Consider the following 23,512-nt stretch of genomic DNA (forward strand, 5'->3'; position numbering starts at 1 on the left):
TGGAAAGCTGAGAGGGAGATAGTATCTCCGACCGTTGAACGTGACACGGCTAATACCGTCGAACGAAGTCAATGCCTATCTTGGTATTCCTTCTCGTGATACCTATGTCTGCCGGTTCCTTTTTGGGGCGGGCGGGCAGCAGCATCGGAGGAGAATAATGTCTGCAAGCAACAATAACCATCAATCTGACGGACAATCGTCTGTGCCATCGTCTGCAAACAACGCGGCGGGCAGCACGGCGCAAGGTCGCGGCGGCAGCGTCGTTACGCGCAGCCGCCACTGGTATCGCTGGCGTCCAGTCGATATTACCGTCGCCTCGGTTATCGGCGTGGCATCCGGCCTGGTGTTCTGGGCCTTCGACCTGATCGTCACCGCCCCAACCGCCGTGCTGAAAGGCTTCGTCCCCGGATTGGAAGGCGCGCTGAACGGCTTCTGGTATTTCGGCGGCGTGCTGGCGCTGATCATCGTGCGCAAGCCCGGAGCCGGGCTGTACGCCGAAACCGTGGGCGCGTTGCTTGAGCTGGCGCTCGGCAACCAGTGGGGCGCGGCCGGTTCGCTGGTCGCCGGAATCGTCCAAGGCGTCTTCGCTGAAATCGGCTTCCTGATCGTGGCGTATAAGCTCTGGAACGTCTGGACCGCAACGCTTTCGGGCGTCATGACCGCAATCGGCGGCGCGGCCTGGTCGCTCGTGACGGCCTACGCCGGCATGGACAGCATGGGGGACTTCGGCATCATATACATCGTGGCCAGCTGCGTTTCCGGTGCCATCGTCTCCGGCGCACTGATGTGGTTCCTCTACCTTGGCATCGCCCGCACCGGCGCGCTGTCGCGCTTCGAATCGGGCCGCATCGCCACTGCTAGGTCGTAAACGGAACAAATCGGCCGCTGACGAGCAATCAGCGGCGTATTCCTGCCAGTTGCCCCAAGGGTGACGCTATACAACGGATGCTGCGCTGATGCCCAGACAGGCACCAGCGCAGCGCGTGCTCTCAGCCGATATAATCCGAGGCGTTGGTGGGACTGGACGGGACCGCGTGGCCCTCGGTCACCGTGCCGAGGCCGGAGCGATATGAGGCCCGGCCGGCTGCGATGGCGTGCTTGAAGGCGCGGGCCATGAGCGGGATGTTGCCCGCGCTGGCGATCGCGGTGTAGGCCATCACGGCGTCGGCCCCCATCTCCATTGCCTCGCAGGCCTGGCTTGGCCGGCCGATGCCCGCATCGATGATGACCGGCACCCCAGCATTGGCGATGATGACCTCGATGAAATCGCGCATGCGGATGCCCTTGTTCGAGCCGATCAGCGAGCCGAGCGGCATCACGCAGGCCGCGCCCGCGTCCTCCAATTGGCGTGCGGCAATCGGGTCGGGGAACATGTAGGGCATGGCGACGAAGCCTTCGTTGGCCAGTATCGCCGTGGCTTTGATGGTTTCTGCGTTGTCGGGCAGCAGATAGCGCTGCTCGTGCTCGATTTCGATTTTCACGAAATCGGTATGGCATACCTCGCGTGCCAGCCGTGCGATGCGCACCGCTTCCTCGGCGTTGCGCGCGCCGGAGGTATTCGGCAGCATGGTGATGCCCTTGGGAATGTAATCGAGCAGATTGTTTTCGGTCGTGCGGCACCGGCGCAGCGCCATCGTCACGATTTGCGTGCCGGCGTTCTCGATCGTTGCCTTGATGAGGTTGAGATCGTAGCGGCCGGATCCCAGGATGAAACGGCTGGTGAAGCGGTGCCCGCCGAGTATCAGCGGATCGCCGTCGCCGGTTTCGATCGCGTCATAGGCGTGTGCGTCCGGTTCCGGCAGAATCGCCGTGTTGGTCGTGGTGCCGACCAGAGCATCAATGTCGATGGTGGTGTCGGATTCGGGTGCCGTGCTTATATTCGTGCTGCTCATAATGCGGTCCTACGCTTCCTGCTCGCCCAGAATCAGGCGGGTGATCATATTCGCCTCATGGCAAGCCACGATTCCTACTCGCGGTGCCATAAGTCCGGCACCTGGCTTCGGGGCAGTGACGCCGTCGCCGCAGAAGTAGAAGTTGCTCGACACCCGCCGCGTCTCGACCAGGTTCGAGCTGCGGAAGCCCGCCATGCCAGAGGCGGAGACCAGCTTCTTGCCGGGCAGCTGCTCAAGCACGGCGTTGACCAGCAGCGTCTTGTTCTCCGGCACATCGAAGGCCTCGCAGATGATGTCGTCGTTGGCGAACAGTGCGCTCACGTTCTCGTCGCTGACTTTCGTGGTGTCGATAGTGACCTCGACAAAGGGATTGATCTGGGCGAGATTGGCCCGCAGCGCCTCGGTCTTGTACTCGCCGACATCCTTGAGGAAGTACTGCTGGCGGTTGAGATTGGTCATGTCGACGCGGTCGAAATCGACCAAGTGCAGATGCCCCACGCCGATGCGAGTGAGCGCCACCGCGATGGTCGAGCCGAGGCCGCCCAGTCCGGCGATGGCGACGTGCGCCGCGTCGAGTTTGGCCTGCGTGGCTGCCGAATGGCGTTCGGTCAGCGCATCGCGCACCTCGCTTTCGCTGACCATAGTCAACGGGTTGGGTGGGGTGATGAACGCGGTGCGGCGCGCTTCGAGCTGCGTTTGCGATGCTGATGGGGTGAATCCCTGTGGTATCGGCATGTCAGCCTCCCTGCACGAAAGTGACGATTTCGAGCGTGTCGGTGCCCTTGAGCGTGGTCTGCGCACGCTGGGCTCTGGGCACGATGGCGCCGTTGAGCTCGACGGCGACCCGGTTGGCGTCCAACCCTTTGCTTGCGATAAGGTCGGCGACGCTTATCGGCGTCGCGACCTCCTCCTGTGTTCCGTTGACGATCATGCGATCTTCCCTTCCGTTGCGCGTATCGTGGCAGCTTGTACTGCGCGGAGCAGCGCGGTGCAAGCCGTCATGATACGAAAAAAGGGTCGCTGGAAAGGCCGTACCCTGTGAGGTGGTGCGCCCCTTCCATGACCCTAATCATGTGATATGCGATATTCAGTTATCGCGAACGGCGGCGCGACGGCAGGCCATGTATGGCATGGCACTGCCAGAATACAAGGATGCGGAAAGCCGCCAGCTATGGCGACATCAACAACTCGTTTCCTTACGGCGGCATTACCCGCGTCAAGTTCTCGGTCGAAGTCCGCGACTTCCTCTCAGCCCTTTCGAGCTCCCGTTCGGTTGTGCCTTCATCATGGCCGCGCCCGCGGACAAAAGTGTCGATGAAAGCGGTGCGGTGCGGCGAACTGAGAACTGCTGCGCTGCGGCGGCTATGCTATGCCCGTCCACCCCTATGCCATGATGGAGGCATGGCAACTGACGATGACGTGCGGCGCGCACGCAACCGCGCGACGGTTGAGACTTTTCTGCATTCCGGTCATGGCGATGCGCTGCTGCGTCGGCATGAGCTCTTCTGCGAGGATGGAATCTCGGGGCTGTGGACCTCCGACACCGGCGAACCGGTGTTCGTGCAGGGGCGCGAGTCGATTGCACGCTACGACCTGTGGTCGGCCAAGCATTTCCCGGATTGGCAATGGCACGATATCGCTATCTGGACAACCAACGACGCCGATGTGGTCTGGGCGGAATGCGACGGTTCGGGCACGCTGAACCTACCCGGGCATGATCCGGTGCAGTATACGAATCATTTCCTGTATTGCTTCGATATGCGCGACGGACTGATCGCCCGCGAACGCGAATTCATGAACCCCGTCGTCGAGATGAAGGCGCTGGGGCTGGCGACGCCGACGATTGACCTCGGCGATTTTCCTGACTGATCAGCAGTTAACCAGCAACTAACCAGCACTGCCAAACAATATTGTGGCAATTGTGGCACATATCGCCAGAAGATTAGGTGAAATTTTAGAAGGGCGCTTCATGCAGCAGGAACAACAGCAGAACGCAACAGATCGCGGTGGTACGGCTGAGCTTTCGGGCTTCCGGGTCCCGCGCATCGGGATGGGCCTGATGGCATTGTCAATCGAGGGGCGCCCGAGTTCGCGTGAGCAAGCCATCGACACGATTCACGCCGCGCTGGATGCGGGCGTGCGTTACCTCGATACCGCGTGGTCGTATTACCTGCCGAGTCAGCCGGGCATCGGCGCGCCGGAGGATATGGGCTACGGGGAGTTCTTGCTTCGTGATGCCCTGCGCTCTTGGGACGGTCCGCGCGATGAGGTGCTGGTCGCCACCAAAACCGGGTTCCGCCGCACCTGCGATGCTGGTGCGGCGTTTGCGCGCGGGGCGGAGAGCGGCGAGAAATCAGGGAATGCCGGCGATGCTGCTGCCTCACGCCAGCAGTTGCAGACTGCGGGCAGCCGCTATGGCTGGCTGGCCGATTCTCGGCCGGAGACGATGATTCGCGACGCGAAGGAATCCGCCCAGCGGCTCGGCGTCGAAACGCTCGACCTGCTGTTTTCGCACGGCCCTGATCCGGCGGTGCCCTACGAGGACCAGATGGGCGCGCTGCGGCAACTGATTGATGAAGGAGTCGTGCATTGCGCTGGAATCTCGCGGGTTGACAACCATCAGATCGATATCGCCGCATCGGTGCTCGGAAGCCATCTCGTCGCGGTGCAGAACCAGTTCTCGCCCTCCTGCCGTGACGGGGAGGGGACCATGCGGCATTGCGCCGAACTGGGTCTGGCCTACATCTGCTTTTCGCCTTTGGGTGGTTTCCTTGACGCCTTCGACCACGCAGCCTACGACCCCTTCCGTGCGGTCGCGACCGAGCGCGGAGTGTCTTACCAGCGCGTCGTGCTCGCCTGGGAACTGACGCGATATCAGCGCCTCTTCGTCATTCCCAGCGCCCGCAACCCGCACGAGATTCGCGATTCCTTCGCGGCCGAAGATTTTGAATTGAGCGAGCAGGAGCTTCGGATATTGTCCGGCAAGTGACATAAGGCTGACCTTTACATAAACAGCCCGATGGGTTGTTCACAGGTGAGGTCAAGCACCTGCTAAGGTGCGGGGAACGGGGCCGTAGACGAGTTGCGAACCAGATAGCTATGGAATCTGGTCTGCCGGTTTAGGTGCTCTGCGAATTTATTAAGCAGATTTGCGGGAATCATAGGTTTTGTGCGCCGAAATGATTATGTGATATTGCCAAAGAATGGCAGTATTCCGCCGAAGTGCTGCACGCTGTATTCGATGTCTACTTTGCCAAGTGCTTAATAGGCGAAAAAAGTGCTGAATAAACGTATTGAATGCCCCTTGGAGAGCTCACAGTGGTATCGGTGCACGATGCAACAGAAATCTTCGGTCGTAAGACAGGCTGACAGTGGCAGCGGCACCCGATCAGCGGGTTCTTATCGTCTATTAAGCATTTTTTTCGTCTATTAAGCAGTTGCACAAGTATGGGCTCATTATGCTTGTCGTGCAATCCTTGCAATTCCGCCGATTCTAAGCGTACGGCAAGTCCTCGGGAGACCGTGTGCAGAGGGCTTCGCAGGGAAATGTGCTTAATAGATGACGGGTGAGCGAGGGGGAACAGCAATTTGCGCGATTTTCTATTATTAATGATAATCGTTTGCGATTTATGAATTTTGAGTGTATGCTCCGAAAATATGACATTTTCAGAGCAGCCGTACGAAGCCGTAGCCAGCCGTCGCGGCAGTCGTGAGACGAGGCGAATCATGGCATCGGGCCATCCGCAGGCGCAGCAACGCGACGGTTCGGTCATTGCTGCGCGCGAATCGCGCAGCAACTTGGCTCAATCTGCGCCAATTGTGCCAAACCGCAGAATCAGTAAACCTGCGAAGCGGCGTGGCGCTGGCAGACCTCCGGTGCTGTCGCCGGAGGAAATCGGCCGTGCGGCGTTGGCGATGGGGATTGAAGGGCTGACGTTCCTGGCATTGTCCAAGCGGCTTGGCGTCTCGCAGGCGACGCTGTATCGCTATGCGCCCACCAAGGATGATGTGCTGCAATTGGCGCTAGAGGTGGGGCTGACTGGGCTCGAGCTTAATGTGCGCGCTGATGACAGCTGGCGCTCGCTGTTCACGCGGACCGTGGAGCGGGTGTGGGATGTCCTCGGTGCCATGCCCGGTGCAGCCGATGCGATCAGCCGAGGCGTCGTGTGCGCCAAGCTGGTGCGTTCCTCGCAAATGCTTGCCGATGCGCTGGCTGCGCGAGGCTTTTCCGTGGCCGATGCGGCGTTCGCCGTCGATATGGTATTCGATATCGTGCTTGATCAGCGGCGCGGCACCGATATGCTCGATCTTGACCACTGCGCCAATGATGGCGATGCAGAGCGTGCATGGGCGTCGCGGCATGTCGATCGCGAGCGATTCAAAGCCGATTGGGCGAAAATGGGGCAGCCTGATGACGCAGTGTCGTCTCACGCTGTGCCAGCTCACCCAGTGTCATCGTCTCAATCGGCGGAATCTCGGTCAGCCGGATCGCAGCCAATGGAAGCTGTATCGGTGTCATCCCCGTCGGCACCGTCTTCTGCGGCAGCCTCGCAGGCCTTGATTGCAGCCGATCAGCGTGCGGTGATGCTGCGCAAAGTCGATATCGCGCTCACCGGGTTTGAAGCTTCGGACATGATTCGCAGTTCCTAGTTTACGACGCATACCTCCAGAAAAGCGGTTGTGAAAGCGGTTATCGAACAACGTGAAAACACGAGAAGCGGTTGAAGAGAAAAGAGCAGGAATGCAAAGGCAAACAGCTGTGGTGACGGGCGATTCCGTTGCCGCGCAAGGAGTTGCGCCCACGCGGCGCAAACGAGAGGCTGCCGTTCGCCAGTCATCGAACGGCAGCAATTCCCAGCGAAACGGCAACGCACAGGCCAAGAACGCGCGAGGCGGCAAGAACGCGAAATCCAGCCAAAGCCAAGCCTCGCTGATGCAGTTCTTCCGCCCGGTGCGTGGCAAGCTGATTGCGGCCATCGCACTGCAGATCATCGCGTCGCTGTTCAGCGTCATGCCATATATCGCGCTGCTCTGGCTCGCTGACGCTATGGCGGTGCCGGCCAGGCCCGATGGGCATACGGCGTGGAATGCGGTGATGCTCTACCTGATCGCGGTGAGCGTGGAATCGCTTATCGCGGCGCTCGGCATGCTGCTCACGCATATCGCCGACATCGACTTGCAGGCGCGGACGCGAATCAATCTGGCCGATACGCTGGGCCGCGTGCCGCTGGGGTGGTTCGATGCGAACGGCGCGGGCCGCGTGCGCAAGGCGCTCAATGACGATGTCGAATCGCTGCACCATCTGGTTTCGCACAGCGTTTTGGATATCATTTCAGCCGTGGTCACGCCGCTGGTGGGCGTCGTGTTCTGCTTCGTGATGGATTGGCGCATGGGGCTGATCGCGCTGATTCCGGCGGTGCTCTACATGGCCACCTTCTCGCTGATGTCGCCGCGCGACAATCGCGGGGTAATGGACGAGATCGCGGCAAGTCTCGCCGCGGTGAGCGAGGCGATTGTCGACTACGTCGGCGGCGTGGCCGTGCTCAAGATTTTCGGGCGTGCCAAGGAAGGTTCGTGGCGATTCAGCAAGACGAGCAACGCTTTCATCAGTGACTTCGCGCGGCTCGTCGGCCCGCAGATGCATGCGCAGGCCGTGGCGCTCATCTGGCTTTCCGCACCGGTTGTGACCTTGATGGTCGCTCTGGGCGGCGTGATATTCGTGGGTCAGGGAAGCATCGAACCGGCCAAGGCGCTGGTCGTGGCGCTGGTGGCGCTTTCGCTGCCCGGTGCGCTGATCACCTTGGCTTCCGGCAATCAGGCTTACAGCGAGGGCCGCGAAGCGGTGGAGCGCATCACCGGACTGCTGAACGAGCCGCCGCTGCCGCAGCCCAGTAAGCCGTTGCGCCCGGCGAATCGGACGGTTGAATTCGACGACGTGCATTTCAGCTATCCGCAGGTGGATGGCGCTGATGGTGCCGGTGAAGATGGCAATAGCTCTGCCAGTGAAGATGCCGTCACAACGAACGGCTCCAATGCTTCTGATACGAGCGAGCCTGCGAATGAAGCCGTCGCAGGCGTCAGCTTCACCGTGCCCGAAGGCGGCACCGTGGCGCTGGTCGGTCCATCGGGAGCCGGCAAATCCACGCTGGCCTTGCTGCTGGCGAGATTCCACGATGTGGACGCTGGTTCGATACGCATCGGCGGCGTCGACGTGCGCCAGATGACGGAGCCGGTGCTGCGGGCGAACGTCGGCCTCGTGCTGCAGCAGGTGCAGCTTCCATCGCTGTCGTTGAAGGAGAATATCGCGCTGGGACGTTCCAACGCCTCGATGGACGATATCATCGCCGCCGCCAAAGCTGCGCATATCCACGAGCGCATCATGGCGCTGCCATGCGGTTACGATTCGGTTATCGGCGAGGATGCGCTGCTCTCGGGCGGCGAGGCGCAGCGTGTGTCGATTGCGCGCGTGATTTTGCAAAACACGCCGATTCTCATCATGGACGAGGCGACTTCGGCCGCCGACCCGGAAACCGAGACGGAGATTCAAAGCGCGCTGTCGGATCTGGTGGTCGGCCGCACGGTTGTCATCATCGCGCATCGCTTGCAAACCGTTCAGCATGCGGACAATATTCTGGTCATCGACCGTGGCCACATCATCCAGTCCGGCACGCACGCGCAGCTCGCCAATGCGCCCGGAGCGTACGCCGATATGTGGCAGGCACAGCAAAGTGATAAGGGCGTTCAAACCAGCGTCGCAAGCAGTGACATAGACAGCGCTACAACCAATACCGCAAGCAGCGCCGCAGCGCCCAACGCAACCACCGCTATCAGCAAGGAGGATCGCTCATGATCAAGGCATTGATGGCAATTGGCGACAAGTCGTCCAGGCGTGCGCTCAAAGTATTTCTCATCCTCGCCGCGATCAACGGTCTGACGCAGGGCGCGGCGCTGGCGGCTCTCGTGCCGCTGCTCGTCTCGATGTTCCGGCGCGATACGCACGGCATGTGGCTGTGGCTCGTGGTGCTCGCCGTGGCCGCGCTCATCAACGCAGTTTTCGTCGTGCTCTCCTCGAACCATTCGTTTGCCGTCACGGTTGATGTCATCCGCGATATGCAGGGCCGGCTCGCCGACCATATGGTGCGGCTGCCGCTGGGCTGGTTCGGCGGCAACGCGCAGGCGGCGGCGTCGGGCATCGCGGTGAGCGGCACGATGTCGGTTGCGCTGACCATATCGGATGCGCTTATCCCGGTCGTCACGGCGGTGACGGTGCCGATCGCGGTGGCGATTGTCGCGCTGGCGTTCAATTGGCAGATTGGGCTGGCGCTCGTCATCGCCATTCCGGTTGTCGCGCTGGTGACGCGGTGGGGCGAACGGCGCAACGCCAAGGCCGAGGCGGGCATACATGAGGCCGAATTCGAAACCGACCGGCGGCTGCTCGAATTCGCCGACCAGCAGGTGGTGCTGCGCTCGGCGGGTATCCACGGCACGCAGTACCAGCCGCTTGCCAGCGCCATCGCGGCGCGGCGCAAGGCCGGCAGGAAGTCGCTGTGGTCATCGATAGTCAGCATGATTCCCCAGCGCATCGTGATCGATTTCGTCTTCGGCATCGCGGCGGGCCTCGGCGTGCTGCAGGCCGTGTCGGGCGATGTGGACCCGGTGGCGATCATCGCCGTGATCGCGCTCACCTCGCAGGTCATCAACCCGCTGCGTGTGCTCGCCGAACTGCTGACGACATTGCGCCGTGCCGAGCTACAGCTCGACGAAGTCGCCGACGTGTTGAACGAGCCGGAGATGGCCGTTCCCGAGCTTTCCCGCGCGCAGCCCGCAGACAACGCCGTGCAGCTGGACCATGTGATCTTCGGCTATGGCGACCGTGCGCCGGTGCTCGACGGCGTGGATCTGGAACTCGAACCTGGCACGGTCACCGCGCTCGTCGGGCCGTCCGGCTCCGGCAAGACGACGGTCACGCGGCTTATCGCGCGCTTCTGGGACGCCAATCAGGGTGCGGTGCGCATCGGCGGCGTCGACGTCAAGGATTTGAGTGACGAAGATCGTGCTGCTCAGCTTTCGCTCGTGTTCCAGGATGTGTACCTGTTCAACGAGTCGCTGCGCGAGAATATCGCGCTGGGCGACCCGGACGCCAGCGAGTCGGAGGTGCTGCACGCGGCCGAACTTGCGCAGGTCACGCCGATTGCCGAGCGCATCCCCGGCGGCTGGGCTGGTTCGGTAGGCGAAGGCGGGAAGCTGCTTTCGGGCGGCGAACGCCAGCGCGTCTCCATCGCCCGTGCATTGCTCAAGAAGGCGCCGATTCTCTTGCTTGATGAGGCGACCGCCGCGCTGGATGGCGTGACCGCCAAGGCCATACGCACCACCATCGAGTCGCTGCGAGGCCAGGTTACGGTGCTCATCATCGCGCATCAGGCCGAAACCATCGCCAACGCCGACCGCGTCGCGTTCCTGGAGCATGGCTGCATCTCCGCGCTCGGCACCCACCAGGAGCTGTTCGCCAGCAACCCGCGCTACGCCGCCTTCTGGTCCGGCCGCGCGCAGGCACAGCAGTGGCAGCTTGGCTGAACCGTTAAGCAGACAGCACTGCGCTGAGCTGTTACATGAGCAACGCAGTGCGTTGCTCATAGGCGAAGTGAGGCCCCGCCAAGGGGCCGAAGGACGATGACGCTGTCATCGTCGCTCCGTAGGTGAGGTGAGCGACCCTTAAGGTCGCGAAGGACGGTGCCCTATTCGGCACCGTCAGTGAATTAAGGGCCGCAGTCCTCTTTGTGCATCTCTACACAAGTCGGGTGATAGCGATTTCGACTGGCGGAATACCGCCAACTGAAATCGCTATCACCCGACTTGTGTATATCATCCCGGGCGTGTTGGGCTTGACCTGATAATTTGATTCCTCGAATAGCACATACTGTGAAAAGTTTATAGTGTGAGGTAATATATCAAGTATATGGAGCTTTGCATGCCGTATATGCGGGGTTATGCATATGAATGGCACGGCCGCTGTGGTGCAAGCAACGTGGCGGCAGGCAATGTGGTAGCAAGCAATGCGCAGTGCATGCCAAACGGCCATGCGCCACACGGGCACATGCTAGAGCTGTATGCCACGAAAAACGGGAAGAGGGAATTCGTATGGGGTTCGAGCAGGAGGCGTACGAGACGCTGCTCGCCAATATCATGAGCAAGCGTTCGCTTGCGGCCAAGCATTACCAGCGGTACTCCAGCGGCGAGCCGTTCGTGCTGCGCCATCTGCGCAAGCAGGGCACGTCGACGCCCTCCCAGCTCGCCTCGGCGCTGCGGGCTAGCTCGGGTCGCGTTTCCGCAGTGCTCTCGTCCTTGGAGAAAAAGGGCTTCATAACGCGCGAGGTCGATGTCAAGGATCGGCGCAATATCCTTGTTTCCATAACCGACGCCGGGCTTGAGCAAGCGCTCAAGGACCGTGACGAGGCCCGGTCGGCGATCTGTTGGATCTTCACGCAGATGGGCGAGCGGCGGACTCGGGATTTCGTCGATCTGGTCACCGAGTTTCATGTCTATATGTCGATCTGCAAGCCAGGCGAGCCGCGCCCGACGCGCGAGGATATCGAGAAGGCCTTCGCGAGCCTGCCGCATGACGAGTAGGGCGCTAGCCGGTTGACAGACCGAGTCGGCATAATCCCGGCAAGACGTCCCTCAATTCGGCACTAGCCAATATCCCCACCGGACATAGCGTCGCAAAAATACGCGCTGGGAGAATTTCATGACGTTTTACCGGAAACGGTGTTTCTTCTCGATTTCCACGCGTATTATCTAACACCGTGAGAAATTAATAAACGAAGCAAATTGCGAATAGAATTTTCAAGAATCAATATTCAATAAGAATCCAAAAGAATCATCACAATCCTTAAGGAAGGATAATACATGCTGCGCATCTGCAAATATCTCTCCAAATCGGAGATCGGGCAGCTGCTGATCGGACTCATATTCATCGTGAGCCAGATCTGGTTTGATCTCAAACTTCCGGACTATATGTCCGATATCACGCGGCTCGTGGAAACCCCGGGCAGCAACATGCACGACATCTGGGTGGCCGGCGGCAAGATGCTGCTCATCTCGCTGGGCTCCGTGCTGTGCGCGATCGCAACCGGCTATGTCGCGGCGCGGGTCGGCGCCTCATTCAGCCAGCGTCTGCGCTCGCTCGAATTCCGCAAGGTCGAATCCTTCGGACCGGCGGAAATGAACCGCTTCTCCACGGCGAGCCTCATCACCCGCTCGACCAACGACATCACGCAGATTCAGATGTTCGTCACCATGGGTCTGCTGCTGCTCGTCAAATCGCCGATTATGGCCGTATGGGCCGTGTGCAAGATCGCGGGCAAGGGCGTTGACTGGACGGTGGCAACCGCCGTCGCCGTCGGCGTGCTGCTCGTGGTCATCGGCGTGATCATGGTTATGGTCGTGCCGAAATTCCGCAGCATGCAGCGCCTGACCGACAATATCAACCTCGTCGCCCGCGAGAACCTCACCGGCCTGCGCGTCGTGCGCGCCTACAACGCAGAGGACTATCAGGAGGCGAAGTATGACAAGGCCAATGCGGAGCTGAGCAACACCTACCTGTTCACCAACCGCTCCATGTCGGTCATGATGCCGCTTATCAACACGGTCATGAACGGCCTGATGCTGGCGATCTACTGGATTGGCGCCTATCTCATCAACGCGGCCGACCTCAAGGACAAGCTCACGCTGTTCTCGAATATGGTCGTCTTTTCCAGCTACTCGGTGCAGGTCATCATGAGCTTCCTGCTGATGAGCATGGTCTTCGTGCTGCTGCCGCGCGCCGATGTGTCCGCGACCCGCATCCTCGAGGTGCTCGACACCGATCCGATGGTGACCGATGGTGACCGATGGCGCTGAGGTGGGCAGCACCGGTGTCGCTGGTGCCGTCACCGCCGCAACCGCAGCTACAACGTCCAAGGGCACGGTCGAGTTCAAGAACGTGAGTTTCGCCTACCCGGACTCGCGCGAAGCGATGCTCGAAGGCATCACCTTCAGCGCTCAGCCCGGCCAGACGGTCGCCTTCATCGGCTCGACCGGCTCGGGCAAGTCCTCGCTGGTCAACCTCGTGCCGCGCTTCTACGATGCGACCGAAGGCCAGGTGCTGGTCGACGGCGTGGATGTGCGCAACTACACGCTCAAGGCTCTTCGCGACAAAATCGGCTACGTGCCGCAGCAGTCGGTGCTTTTCAAGGGCACGGTCGCCTCGAATATCCGCTACGGCGACCGCCCGCAGGATTCCGCGGACGTCGAGCTGGTCGACACGTCCAGCATTCAGGGGCGCAGGCGCGAAGCCGAGCTGATGAAGCATGCGAACGACGTGCAGGACCTCGGCGACGAGCAGCAGGTTCGCAAAGCTGCCGAAGTCGCGCAGGCCGATGAGTTCATCGAGACCATGGACGGCACCTATGACGCCGCGATTGCGCAGGGCGGCTCGAACGTCTCGGGCGGCCAGAAGCAGCGGCTTTCCATCGCCCGCGCGGTGTATCGCCACCCTGAAATCCTGATCTTCGATGATTCCTTCAGCGCCTTGGACTTTAAGACCGACCGCGCCGTGCGCGACGAGCTCGCCAAGGAAGCCAAGGATTCCACGAAGCTGATTGTCGCCCAGCGCATCGGCACCATCATGGACGCCGACCGCATCGTCGTGCTCGACGACGGCAAGGTGGTCGGGCAGGGCACCCACCGCGAGCTGCTGGAAAATTGCAGCGTATACCGCGAAATCGCCGAGTCTCAGCTCAGCCCAGACGAGCTGGCCGCGTGAGGCTAGGCGCGTGATATTGGCCGCGAGACGCTGCGCAGGTGCGCAGATGCCGGCCGACACATGCGCGCATATACGGGCAAACACAAGGTTGTAAGGCTTTAAGGAGAAACACAATGCCAGGACCAAGAGGAGGACGAGGCGCCGTAGTCGAGCGCCCCGAAGACTTCGGGCAGACGATGGGCAAGCTCATCCGATTCTGCCGCAAATACATACCCGCCATGATCATCGCGCTCGTGCTCGGCGCGGTCGGCACGATCTGCCAGATCGTCGGGCCGAACCGCCTGCGAGACATGACCAACGAGATTGTCAAAGGCATGCCGGCCATCGTGAACGGCAAGCCGATCATGCACTCGATCGATTTCAGCGCGGTCAACCGCATCGCTTGGATTCTCGTGGCGCTCTACGTCGGCAGCGCGCTGCTCAACTACGTGCAGTCGTGGATGATGGCGACTGTCACGCAGCGCACCGCCCAGGAGCTGCGCGGCGCGATCAGCGTGAAGATCAACAAGCTGCCGCTCAAATACTTCGACAAGACCAGCTACGGCGACATCCTCTCGCGCATCACGAACGATGTGGACGCCATCGGCCAGACGCTCGGCCAGTCCGTCGGCGCGCTGATCACTTCGGTGACGCTGTTCTTCGGCTCGCTCGTCATGATGTTCGCCAACAACGTGATTCTGACGCTGTGCGCCATCGTCGCGAGCCTGGTTGGCTTCGCGCTGATGTCGCTTATCATGAAGTTCTCGCAGAAGTACTTCGTGCAGCAGCAGAAGGCGCTGGGCGATGTCAACGGTCACGTCGAAGAGATGTACGCCGGCCACACCGTGGTCAAGGCCTACGGCGGCGAGCCGAACTCCATCCGCACCTTCGAGCGCTACAACGGCGACCTCTACGCTTCCGGCTGGAAGAGCCAGTTCTTCTCCGGCCTGATGATGCCGCTGATGATGTTCGTGGGCAACCTCGGCTTCGTCGTGGTGTGCGCGGTCGGAGGCGCGCTCGCGCTGAACGGCAAGATCGAATTCGGCGTCATCGTGGCCTTCATGATGTACATTCGCCTGTTCACCCAGCCGCTCGCCCAGTTCGCGACCGCCTTCCAGAATCTGCAGCGCTGCGCCGCCGCCTCCGAGCGCGTCTTCGGCTTCCTCGAAGAGCCCGAGATGGCCGACGAAAGCGCCAAGCAGCCGCTGCTTGGCCGCGATGCCGCAGGCAACCCCGTGCGCGTGCGCGGCGATGTGGACTTCGCGCATGTCAGCTTCGGCTATTCGCCGGAGAAGACCATCATCCATGACTTCTCCGCCGCCGTTCGGGCCGGTCAGAAAGTCGCCATCGTCGGGCCGACCGGCGCGGGCAAGACCACCATGGTCAACCTGCTCATGCGCTTCTACGAGATCACCGGCGGCTCAATCTCCATTGACGGCATCGACACGAAATCCGTGCCGCGCGCCAATGTGCACGACCAGTTCTCGATGGTGCTGCAAGACACCTGGGTGTTCCAGGGCACCGTACGCGAGAACATCGCCTACGCGCGCACGGATGTCAGCGATCAGCAGATCATCGACGCCTGCAAGGCCGTCGGGCTGGACCATTACATCCGCTCGTTGCCCGAGGGCTACGACACGGTGCTCGACGACAAGGCCTCGCTCTCGCAGGGCCAGAAGCAGCTGCTCACCATCGCGCGAGCCATGGTACAGAACGCGCCGATTCTGATTCTGGACGAGGCTACCTCCTCGGTCGACACCCGCACCGAAGAGCTGATCCAGAAGGCTATGGACGCCCTGACCGTCGGCCGCACGAGCTTCGTGATCGCGCACCGGCTTTCGACCATCAAGAACGCCGACATGATTCTCGTGATGGACCACGGCGACATCGTCGAACGCGGCACCCACGACGAGCTGCTCAAGGCCGACGGCTTCTACGCCGGCCTCTACAACAGCCAGTTCGCGCTTACGGACTGAGTATTATAGGGTCTGACTCTCACGCATAAAGTCGGCCGATAGCGTTGTAGACTGGCGGAATTCCGCCTCTCACAAATGCTATCGGCCGACTTATGCGTATGAGCGGTTCTTCACGTTTGTGTGTGGAATGTCGAGTCCTCGCTTCTGCAGAGTAGCGGAGTCTGAAATCTTGTGGCCGTGCCCCCTCCAAAAAAACGGAAAGACTACGCACCGAAGCATGGGAAACCCGATGTAGCATGTGTTGCAGAGAGGGCAGCGAGTTGTTCGTTCCTCGCTGATGAGATGGGAGATGTGTGCGGCAATGGGCAATGAGCATGTATTCGTCAGGAAAATAGGCGAGGGGTTCCCCATTGTTATGCTGCATGGGTTCCCACTGGATCATCGCTCCCTGCTGCCGTTGGAACATTGCTTTTCGCAGCATGATCAGTGGCAACGGTATTACATCGATTTGCCCGGCCTAGGCCAGAGCCGCAATGGTTTCGACATACGATCAGCCAGCGACGTGCTCAAGACGCTGGGCGATTATCTGATCGAAGAATTCGCCGAAACCGATTTCGCAATCGTGGGGTATTCCTTCGGCGGTCTGCTGGCGTCCGCGTTGGCCGCGCAATACGGCGACCGCATTCGCTCGATGTTCCTCCTGGCACCTGAAACTGTAGCTGCCGATAATGCGCGAACCTTGCCGAAGAAGACGATGTATCACGTTTCGGATCTTCCTCATGATGCCGCCGAGCAGGAAGTCGCAGCGTATCGGGCCACGGCGGTGGTGGAAAGCGCCGAGAATTTCGAACTGTTCAAACGCTATATACTGCCCGGCCTTATGGGCAACAGCGAGAATGTGGCTGTGCGGTACTTGGCCGAAAATCCGGCGCTCGCGAAAACGCCCGCCGAGTACATGAGCCAGTATCGCCGCCCGGTCACCATCGTGGTCGGGGAAAACGACACCATGGTCGGCTACGAAGACGCCTTCGCGCTCTACCGGACGCTGCAGGAGGCCACATACGTGTGCCTGCCGAAGGCCGGCCACACGCTGCACCTCGATCAGGCGAAATCAGTGCAGTGCATCTTTCGGCGCTGGTTGTCGGATCTCGGCCAACAACTGCATTAGACCGCGCGCGTCTGGGATTGCGACGTCGAGTATCTGGTTCTCAGCGACGGGTTCGGTAGTTTTAAGCGAAGCCGTTAGATAGATGATGTGACATTACAAGTATTCGCAAAATAGGATGTATCTGATTTCTGTATTATGTGGGAATTGCAATCCTGCCGTATAAAAGGTTACGGAATTTCGTTGTTTTGCGTAGCCTTTTGTACGGTAAGGTCGTGTTAGCGATCAAAAGGCTACTCCGCTGTGAAGAACGTTGCCGGGAAGTCGTGGCTTGCGACCATGCGGCGGTCGGCGAGGAGCTGGGCGCATGAGAAATCGGCCACCGAGACCAGACGGCGAGGCTCGGTTACGAAAAGCGCGGTCGCCAGGCCGTCTGCTAGGGCAGTGGGGTACTCGACACCGGGGAAGGCGGCGGTAGGGAGGCGGGTGCCGGCGTGGGCGGCACTCGGTGAGTCGGCATTGGGTGAATTAACGCTGGATGAGTTGGCATTGACATAGGCCCAAGTCGCGGCGATATCGTTCACTAGCTGCCCGTCGATGGCGTTGAGCAGATGGTGAAGCCGCAGCCCATGCGCCTCGCCCCAGTGTCTTCGACTCGGCGCGCTGGCGCAGAACGCGCCCGAGCTGATATGCGCGATGCCGATTGCATTGTTGGTGCCAGAAGGGTCTTCAAGCGCGATATCGATGGAATCGCGCGAGTCGATAAGCATGTCGCCACCTGCGTCGATGAGGAATTCCGAAGCAGATCCAGATTGCTTGCGCAGCATCATGCCTAGCAAATCCACCAGGTAGCCTTTGCCGCATGCGCCGAAATCCAGCTGGACGGGGCGGGTCGTGCGCAGCGTCGCGCCATCGCGAGCCACGTCGCGCTCCCAGGTCGGGCGACCATGAATAGCGCCGAGGTGATTGGCGGCATCGGGCTGCATGGTGAAGGTCAGATCGGCTCCATAGCCCAGCCGAATCATATCCTCGCCGATGCAGGGGTCGATTGCGCCTGCGCTCGCCGCTGCCAAGATGTCATACAACTTAAACAGCGGCAGCGTCCAATCAGGGAAGTCGAAAGTGCCGCCAAACTCGGCGCTCGCCATCGCTGCCACGAGGGAATCGCTGCGGAAACGCGACAGCACCGATTCGTATTCGTCAATGAAGTCGCCGATGCGCCGATGCAGCTCGTCGTCCAAAGGCCGAGTGGTATGAATCAGCAGCCCGGTGCCCAAGGCGTGGGGGAACGCGGTGACGTGCGGCATGCGCCTGCTCAGCTCGACCATGATTGCATCATAGGCATCGCGCAGCATATTGCTGCTTGTGATGCACTGGTTCGTTGTGTTAGCGAATGGAAACGTGAGTTGCGGAGAATCTTGCAGTGGAAACGACAAAGCGACGGGGCGACTGTCTAAGATTCGGTTTGCATATGATCCCAAAACTTGAGTCGACTGCGCTCAAGTTTTGGGAATAGAATGGTGACTGTCTTGGTTGAACATATCAGACATTGATGTGATGCGCTGCGGACGCGCCTCGGGACGCGATTGCGATTGCGACCGGGGCTGGCTGCGGCGCTTGACGACGGAGGTTGATATGGAACAGAAGTTCACCACGATGGCCCAGCAGGCGATAGGCGACGCCATTCAGAGCGCGTCGGCGGCTGGCAACGCGCAGGTCGATACGCTGCATCTTGCGGACGCTTTGCTGCGTCAGGAGAACGGCGTGGTTCCGGCGCTTATTCAGGCTGCCGGGGGCGACACGCAGCATATCGGGGCCGAGGTGCGCAATGCGCTGGTGGCGCTGCCGAGCGCCAGCGGCTCGACGACATCCCAGCCGGATGCCAGTCGGCAGCTGTCGTTGGCGCTGACGCAGGCCGAGAAGGAAATGCAGCAGATGGGCGACGATTACGTGTCCACCGAGCACTTGTTTATTGGCATCGCGCAGGCCGCGCCGAATCGGGCCGCGGATATCCTCAAATCCAACGGCGTGACCGTTGAGGCGCTGCGCAAGGCCGTGCCGCAGATTCGCGGCGGCAAGAAGGTTACGAGCGCGGACGCCGAAGGCAATTACAAGGCATTGGAGAAGTATTCGACCGATCTGACGGCGGCGGCGAAGGACGGCAAACTCGACCCGGTGATCGGGCGCGATCAGGAAGTCCGCCGCGTCATGCAGATTCTGTCGCGTCGCACCAAGAACAATCCAGTGCTGATCGGCGAGCCGGGCGTCGGCAAGACGGCCGTGGTCGAAGGGCTGGCGCAGCGCATCGTGGCCGGCGATGTGCCGAGCACGCTGCAGAACAAGCGACTTATCAGCCTGGATCTCGGCTCGATGGTGGCCGGTTCGAAGTATCGCGGCGAATTCGAGGAGCGGCTCAAGTCGGTGCTTGAGGAGATCAAGAACGCCGACGGGCAGATCATCACCTTCATCGACGAGATTCACACCATCGTCGGCGCGGGCGCTGCCGAGGGCTCGATGGACGCGGGCAATATGCTCAAGCCCATGCTGGCCAGAGGCGAGCTGCGCCTGATCGGCGCGACGACCTTGGACGAATACCGCGAGAACATTGAGAAGGATCCGGCGCTTGAACGCCGCTTCCAGCAGGTGTTCGTCGGCGAGCCGAGTGTGGAGGACACGGTCGCGATCCTGCGCGGGCTCAAGCAGCGCTACGAGGCCCACCACAAGGTGACGATCGGCGACGATGCGCTCGTGGCTGCGGCCACGCTGTCGAACCGCTACATTTCCGGTCGTCAGCTGCCCGACAAGGCCATCGACCTGGTCGATGAGGCGGCAGCGCATCTGCGCATGGAGCTTGATTCGCAGCCTGAGGAGATCGACGAGCTGCAGCGCAAGGTCACGCGCTTGGAAATGGAGCAGATGCAGCTCAAGAAGGCGCAGGATCCGGCTTCGAAGGCGCGGCTTGAGAAGATCGAGTCCGATATGGCCGATGCGCGCGAGAAGCTCAGCGGATTGCAGGCGCGGTGGGATGCGGAGAAGGCTGGCCACAACAAGGTCGGCGAGCTGCGCGCCCAGCTCGATGCCAAGCGCGTCGAGGCCGACAAGTTCACTCGCGAGGGCAATCTCGAAGCGGCCAGCCGCATTCTGTACGGCGAGATTCCGGCGATTCAGAAGGAGCTTGCGGCGGCTGAGAACGCCGACGACGCTGCGGGTGCTGACGGTGGCGTGAGCGGCGCTGATGGAAGCGTGACTGGCGATATGTCTGGCAGCGAGCCGATGGTCCCCGACCATGTGGACGCCGATTCCGTGGCGGGCATCGTCTCCGAATGGACCGGCATCCCAGTGGGCCGCCTCATGCAGGGCGAGAACGAGAAGCTGCTGCATATGGAGGACGCGCTTTCCAAGCGGGTCATCGGCCAGAGCGAAGCCATCCGCGCCGTCTCCGACGCCGTACGCCGCTCGCGTGCGGGCATCTCGGATCCGAACCGCCCGACCGGCTCCTTCCTGTTCTTGGGGCCGACCGGCGTGGGCAAGACCGAACTGGCGAAGGCGCTCGCCGACTTCCTGTTTGACGACGAGAAGGCCATGGTGCGCATCGACATGTCCGAGTACATGGAGAAGGCCTCCGTGTCCCGCCTGATCGGTGCGGCGCCGGGCTACATCGGCTACGAAGAGGGCGGCCAGCTCACCGAGGCCGTGCGGCGCAGGCCCTACTCGGTCGTGCTGTTCGACGAGGTCGAGAAGGCCAATCCGGAAGTCTTCGACGTGCTGCTGCAGGTTTTGGACGACGGTCGTCTGACCGACGGCCAAGGCCGGACAGTCGACTTCAAGAACACGATTCTCATCATGACCTCGAACCTCGGCTCGCAGTTCCTCGTACAGCCGGACCTCGATGACGACGCGAAGCGGATTGCGGTAATGGACGCGGTGCACGCGCAGTTCAAGCCCGAATTCGTCAACCGCCTGGATGATCTCATCATCTTCCACCCGCTGACACGCCAGGAGCTTGGCGGCATCGTCAGCATCCAGGTCAAGGAAGTCGCCGCGCGGCTCACCGACCGCCGCATCACGCTCGACGTGACCGATGCGGCCCGCGAGTGGCTGGCGAATATGGGCTACGACCCGGCGTATGGCGCGCGGCCCTTGCGTCGCCTAGTGCAGACCGAGGTCGGCGATCAGATGGCGCGCATGCTGCTGGCGGGCCAGGTGCACGATGGCGACACCGTGCTGGTGGATCAGACCGGCGGCGAGCACCTTGAGCTGAGCACCATGCCCGAGGATCCGCTGAAAGAAAGCTGATTGACTACCTGAACGCAAAGGGCTTGTGGCTGTGAAGTATTCCCAGCCACAAGCCCTTCCTAATACCGCATTCCCCGGGATTATAACTGAATCGCGCCTCCCAGCACGGTGTCGGATTCTTGAGGCGGCCGGTTCGCGGTGGGTTAACCCTTGGCTGGTACTGCGAATCGCTCCAAAGCGAGCCAGGCCGCCGACATGATGAGTCCGGCGAGTATGAGCACGATTGAGGCGAACATGACGGCCAGTGCAAGGCGCGGCTGCGGGCCGAACACGATTTCGATGGCGAATGCCCAAGTGGCGACGAGCAGGACTGCAGGCACGACGATGCGCGAGATGCGGGCTCGGCCTGCCAGCACCCGCTCCTTGGCTGGCGACATTGTTTCCGCGTTGAATTGATGGCACAGCAAAGCCAGTGTTATGGCTACTCCCATCAGGGCGAAGCCCCATTCGTACAGTGCTGCGGGCAGCAGATTCGGCGCAATGCAGAGCACGAGGCTGTAGGCGTAGGAGAGCGCCGAGCCGAGCATCACCAGCGAATCGGTGTTGGCGACGCGATGCGACAGGGCCGTCCAGCCGACGCGGTGAATCGGCCTGCCGCAGTAGAACAGAATCGGCGTGGCGAATATGGCGCGCAGCCAGACGCTCGTGACCCATGACGGCGCGACGTGCGTATTCGTGGTGTCGAGCAGCGTCGTGGCAATAATCGCGAGGGTGAGCACCGCGCTCAGCAGCATGAGATTGCGGATATGACTGGTGCGTTCCGGGCCTGCCTCCGACGCGCCTGAACGCTGATTGCCGCCGTTTTCTGTGGCATCGGTGGCGTTGTGGACGGCTGTGGCATCGCTGGCGGTGCCATTGTCGGTGTCACCGAGATTCTGGCCGAAAAACAGCCACAGCGTCAGCCATGTGAGGAAAATGGCCAGAACGATGGCTACGACGGCCATGAACAGATCGAATCCCACCGGTTCCTCCTTATGATTCCCAACTTCTTATCATCGCAGTTCGAGTGGCCACAACCAAACGGATACGGTCGCTTGTTGCAAAATAAACGCATGCGCTTCGCTCGCGCGGGGTGTCGTGCGGCGCGGAGCTTTGTGCTGTGGCGTTCCGCTGAGGGCGCGGAGGCTGGTTTGTTGGGTTGGGTAGTGCCTAGAATGAACTGTAAACATACCCTAGGAGGGTATAGGCAAATCCGAGGCATATGGTGCCATATGCTGTTCGGAGAGTCGGTAGCCGATGTGCCGAGCGCGTTATCGTTTCGCGGGCCATCGGCGCGGCGGCGAGTCGTCAGTGAAGGAGTGTGAGGCAACATGCAGGGATATGGGGAGGACGAGGCCAAGGTGCTGGCCAGGCTGCACCGCGTCGAAGGGCAGGTTCATGCCATCGCGCAGATGGTTGAGGACGACAAGTACTGCATCGACGTGCTCACGCAGATTGCCGCAGCCAATTCCGGTCTTAAATCGGTCGCGCTGCTGCTGCTTGACGATCACCTGAACCATTGCGTCCGGCAGGCTTCGGCGCAGGGCGGTGAAGTGGCCGATGAGAAGCTGGCCGAAGCCTCTGCGGCCATCGGCAGGCTGGTCAGATCGTAGCGTGTGGTGAGTGTTGTGGCGGCGGGCCGTGGTGGGGTCGGTTATATAAAGACAGTTGACTTTTAGAGGCTGATTGCCAGCTGTTGGATGCTGGCGAAATCATGGTTGGGGTACTGTCGGCTTTGGCGATCCCGCCCGTTTCGGCTGTTTTCGCGGCGTGTTTCCTGCGTCCACGGCATGCATTGTAATAGAACATATGTTCGATAATCCTGTGGTGCTTGTGATACTGATATTGCTCGTGGCGGCGTTAGCGCTGTTCGCGGGTTTTGTGCTGGGCAAGGCGAAGGGGCAGGACGCGGCGCGAGGGGCAGGCGATGAGCAGCTTGCCGAGCAGAAGGCGCTGAATGAGCAATCAGTTCGTCAGATCGGCGAGCTTACCGCGCAGTGCGCCCAGTATCGTGCCCAGTGCGAAGGACTGAACCAGCAGCTGTCCTTCGTCACCTCGCAGCTTGCGCAGGCGCAGCGCGCCGAGCAGATTCGCCTGGAGCATGAGCGCGAGCGTGCTGAAGCTGAGGCGAAGCGAAAACAGGAGGCGCAGGCCAAGACCTTGGCCGAGCAGAGCAAAGTGCTTTCCGCGCTTGCCCCGGTGCAGAAGAACCTCGATTCCTTGCAGCTCAAGGTCGCGCAGATTGAAGAGGGCCGCAAGCATGAGATGGGTGCGCTTGGCGAGCAGCTCAAAGGGCTCGGAGAGCAGCAGACCCGGCTCGACAAAGAGACCAGCTCGCTGTCCGCAGCACTACGCAACAACAAGGTGCGCGGCGCTTGGGGCGAGGCCCAGCTCAAGAACATCGTGGAATCGGCCGGTTTGCTGGAGCATGTGGATTTCGACACGCAGGTCGTCGTCACGGATCCGGAGGGCCATATTCAGCGCCCGGATATGGTCGTTCGGCTGCCTGGCGGCAAGTCGATTCCGATTGATGCGAAGGTAC

At 61.1% G+C, this 23,512-nt stretch carries 17 protein-coding genes and 1 pseudogene; 13 read left to right on the forward strand and 5 right to left on the reverse strand.

All coding sequences use genetic code 11. The features are described from left to right. The first annotated feature begins 157 nt into the window (after window positions 1–157). Entirely contained in the window at window positions 158–868 is a 711-nt protein-coding gene (locus LKK40_RS08990) for an ECF transporter S component (RefSeq protein ID WP_304310311.1), read from the forward strand. A gap of 121 nt (window positions 869–989) precedes the next feature. On the opposite strand, the gene LKK40_RS08995 is transcribed toward LKK40_RS08990, so the two are convergent. Genes LKK40_RS08995 through thiS form a run of 3 tightly spaced genes read right to left on the reverse strand, consistent with a single transcriptional unit; the run spans window position 990 to window position 2,823 of the window. Then, on the reverse strand, window positions 990–1,892 hold the full coding sequence (locus LKK40_RS08995; protein ID WP_304310312.1) for a thiazole synthase: 903 nt from the start codon (window positions 1,890–1,892) through the stop codon (window positions 990–992). Window positions 1,893–1,901: 9 nt separating this feature from the next. Continuing rightward, a complete protein-coding gene (thiF, locus tag LKK40_RS09000; RefSeq protein WP_304310313.1) occupies window positions 1,902–2,627 on the reverse strand; it encodes a sulfur carrier protein ThiS adenylyltransferase ThiF in 726 nt (241 codons plus the stop codon). Between the two features lies 1 nt (window position 2,628). Next, entirely contained in the window at window positions 2,629–2,823 is a 195-nt protein-coding gene (gene thiS, locus LKK40_RS09005) for a sulfur carrier protein ThiS (protein WP_304310314.1), read from the reverse strand. A gap of 470 nt (window positions 2,824–3,293) precedes the next feature. Between thiS and LKK40_RS09010 the strand changes: the two genes are divergently transcribed. The 9 genes and pseudogenes from LKK40_RS09010 to LKK40_RS09050 all read left to right on the forward strand — a co-directional run bounded on the left by LKK40_RS09010 (window position 3,294) and on the right by LKK40_RS09050 (window position 16,758). Continuing rightward, complete coding sequence (locus LKK40_RS09010; RefSeq protein WP_304310315.1) at window positions 3,294–3,761, forward strand: PhzA/PhzB family protein; 468 nt, start codon at window positions 3,294–3,296, stop codon at window positions 3,759–3,761. Between the two features lie 100 nt (window positions 3,762–3,861). Beyond that, window positions 3,862–4,881 carry an aldo/keto reductase gene (locus LKK40_RS09015; RefSeq protein WP_304310316.1) on the forward strand — a complete coding sequence of 340 codons (1,020 nt, stop codon included), beginning with the start codon at window positions 3,862–3,864 and terminating at the stop codon, window positions 4,879–4,881. A gap of 668 nt (window positions 4,882–5,549) precedes the next feature. Next, window positions 5,550–6,542 (forward strand): TetR family transcriptional regulator, encoded by a 993-nt coding sequence (locus LKK40_RS09020; protein ID WP_304310317.1) that lies wholly within the window; start codon window positions 5,550–5,552, stop codon window positions 6,540–6,542. 91 nt (window positions 6,543–6,633) lie between these two features. Next, window positions 6,634–8,742, forward strand: a complete 2,109-nt coding sequence (locus LKK40_RS09025; protein WP_304310318.1) for an ABC transporter ATP-binding protein — start codon at window positions 6,634–6,636, stop codon at window positions 8,740–8,742. Further along, a complete protein-coding gene (locus LKK40_RS09030; RefSeq protein WP_304310319.1) occupies window positions 8,739–10,466 on the forward strand; it encodes an ABC transporter ATP-binding protein in 1,728 nt (575 codons plus the stop codon). Before LKK40_RS09025 ends, LKK40_RS09030 begins: the two co-directional genes overlap by 4 nt. Window positions 10,467–11,030: 564 nt before the next feature. After that, a complete protein-coding gene (locus LKK40_RS09035) occupies window positions 11,031–11,519 on the forward strand; it encodes a MarR family winged helix-turn-helix transcriptional regulator (protein WP_304310320.1) in 489 nt (162 codons plus the stop codon). A 279-nt stretch (window positions 11,520–11,798) separates the two neighbouring features. Beyond that, window positions 11,799–13,695: pseudogene (locus tag LKK40_RS09040) on the forward strand (ABC transporter ATP-binding protein). 113 nt (window positions 13,696–13,808) lie between these two features. Beyond that, window positions 13,809–15,650 carry an ABC transporter ATP-binding protein gene (locus LKK40_RS09045; protein ID WP_304310321.1) on the forward strand — a complete coding sequence of 614 codons (1,842 nt, stop codon included), beginning with the start codon at window positions 13,809–13,811 and terminating at the stop codon, window positions 15,648–15,650. Window positions 15,651–15,951: 301 nt separating this feature from the next. Then, window positions 15,952–16,758 carry an alpha/beta fold hydrolase gene (locus LKK40_RS09050; RefSeq protein WP_304310322.1) on the forward strand — a complete coding sequence of 269 codons (807 nt, stop codon included), beginning with the start codon at window positions 15,952–15,954 and terminating at the stop codon, window positions 16,756–16,758. A gap of 230 nt (window positions 16,759–16,988) precedes the next feature. Here LKK40_RS09050 and LKK40_RS09055 read toward each other — a convergent pair whose 3' ends face one another. Beyond that, window positions 16,989–18,023 (reverse strand): FAD:protein FMN transferase, encoded by a 1,035-nt coding sequence (locus LKK40_RS09055; RefSeq protein WP_304310323.1) that lies wholly within the window; start codon window positions 18,021–18,023, stop codon window positions 16,989–16,991. 307 nt (window positions 18,024–18,330) lie between these two features. Between LKK40_RS09055 and clpB the strand changes: the two genes are divergently transcribed. Next, window positions 18,331–20,991, forward strand: a complete 2,661-nt coding sequence (clpB, locus tag LKK40_RS09060; RefSeq protein WP_304310324.1) for an ATP-dependent chaperone ClpB — start codon at window positions 18,331–18,333, stop codon at window positions 20,989–20,991. Window positions 20,992–21,134: 143 nt separating this feature from the next. On the opposite strand, the gene LKK40_RS09065 is transcribed toward clpB, so the two are convergent. Continuing rightward, on the reverse strand, window positions 21,135–21,953 hold the full coding sequence (locus LKK40_RS09065; RefSeq protein ID WP_304310325.1) for a hypothetical protein: 819 nt from the start codon (window positions 21,951–21,953) through the stop codon (window positions 21,135–21,137). A 348-nt stretch (window positions 21,954–22,301) separates the two neighbouring features. Here LKK40_RS09065 and LKK40_RS09070 point away from each other — a divergent pair, with 348 nt between their 5' ends. Both LKK40_RS09070 and LKK40_RS09075 read left to right on the forward strand, forming a co-directional pair. Then, window positions 22,302–22,583 (forward strand): metal-sensitive transcriptional regulator, encoded by a 282-nt coding sequence (locus LKK40_RS09070; RefSeq protein ID WP_304310326.1) that lies wholly within the window; start codon window positions 22,302–22,304, stop codon window positions 22,581–22,583. A gap of 196 nt (window positions 22,584–22,779) precedes the next feature. Beyond that, window positions 22,780–23,512 (forward strand): DNA recombination protein RmuC (locus LKK40_RS09075; protein ID WP_304310327.1); only part of this gene is annotated, 733 nt, incomplete at its 3' end.

Origin of the sequence: Bifidobacterium tibiigranuli, assembly GCF_022655035.1 — a bacterium.
Classification (GTDB): Bacteria; Actinomycetota; Actinomycetes; order Actinomycetales; family Bifidobacteriaceae; genus Bifidobacterium; species Bifidobacterium tibiigranuli_A.

Bases quoted from the DNA above. Each gene is read 5' to 3' on its own strand.
- LKK40_RS09070 (WP_304310326.1), top strand. From the start codon at position 22,302: ATGCAGGGATATGGGGAGGACGAGGCCAAGGTGCTGGCCAGGCTGCAC.
- LKK40_RS09050 (WP_304310322.1), top strand. From the start codon at position 15,952: ATGGGCAATGAGCATGTATTCGTCAGGAAAATAGGCGAGGGGTTCCCC.
- LKK40_RS08995 (WP_304310312.1), bottom strand. From the start codon at position 1,892: ATGAGCAGCACGAATATAAGCACGGCACCCGAATCCGACACCACCATC.
- LKK40_RS09030 (WP_304310319.1), top strand. From the start codon at position 8,739: ATGATCAAGGCATTGATGGCAATTGGCGACAAGTCGTCCAGGCGTGCG.
- LKK40_RS09045 (WP_304310321.1), top strand. From the start codon at position 13,809: ATGCCAGGACCAAGAGGAGGACGAGGCGCCGTAGTCGAGCGCCCCGAA.
- thiS (WP_304310314.1), bottom strand. From the start codon at position 2,823: ATGATCGTCAACGGAACACAGGAGGAGGTCGCGACGCCGATAAGCGTC.
- thiF (WP_304310313.1), bottom strand. From the start codon at position 2,627: ATGCCGATACCACAGGGATTCACCCCATCAGCATCGCAAACGCAGCTC.
- LKK40_RS09055 (WP_304310323.1), bottom strand. From the start codon at position 18,023: ATGGTCGAGCTGAGCAGGCGCATGCCGCACGTCACCGCGTTCCCCCAC.
- LKK40_RS09015 (WP_304310316.1), top strand. From the start codon at position 3,862: ATGCAGCAGGAACAACAGCAGAACGCAACAGATCGCGGTGGTACGGCT.
- LKK40_RS08990 (WP_304310311.1), top strand. From the start codon at position 158: ATGTCTGCAAGCAACAATAACCATCAATCTGACGGACAATCGTCTGTG.
- LKK40_RS09020 (WP_304310317.1), top strand. From the start codon at position 5,550: ATGACATTTTCAGAGCAGCCGTACGAAGCCGTAGCCAGCCGTCGCGGC.
- LKK40_RS09010 (WP_304310315.1), top strand. From the start codon at position 3,294: ATGGCAACTGACGATGACGTGCGGCGCGCACGCAACCGCGCGACGGTT.
- LKK40_RS09035 (WP_304310320.1), top strand. From the start codon at position 11,031: ATGGGGTTCGAGCAGGAGGCGTACGAGACGCTGCTCGCCAATATCATG.
- LKK40_RS09025 (WP_304310318.1), top strand. From the start codon at position 6,634: ATGCAAAGGCAAACAGCTGTGGTGACGGGCGATTCCGTTGCCGCGCAA.
- clpB (WP_304310324.1), top strand. From the start codon at position 18,331: ATGGAACAGAAGTTCACCACGATGGCCCAGCAGGCGATAGGCGACGCC.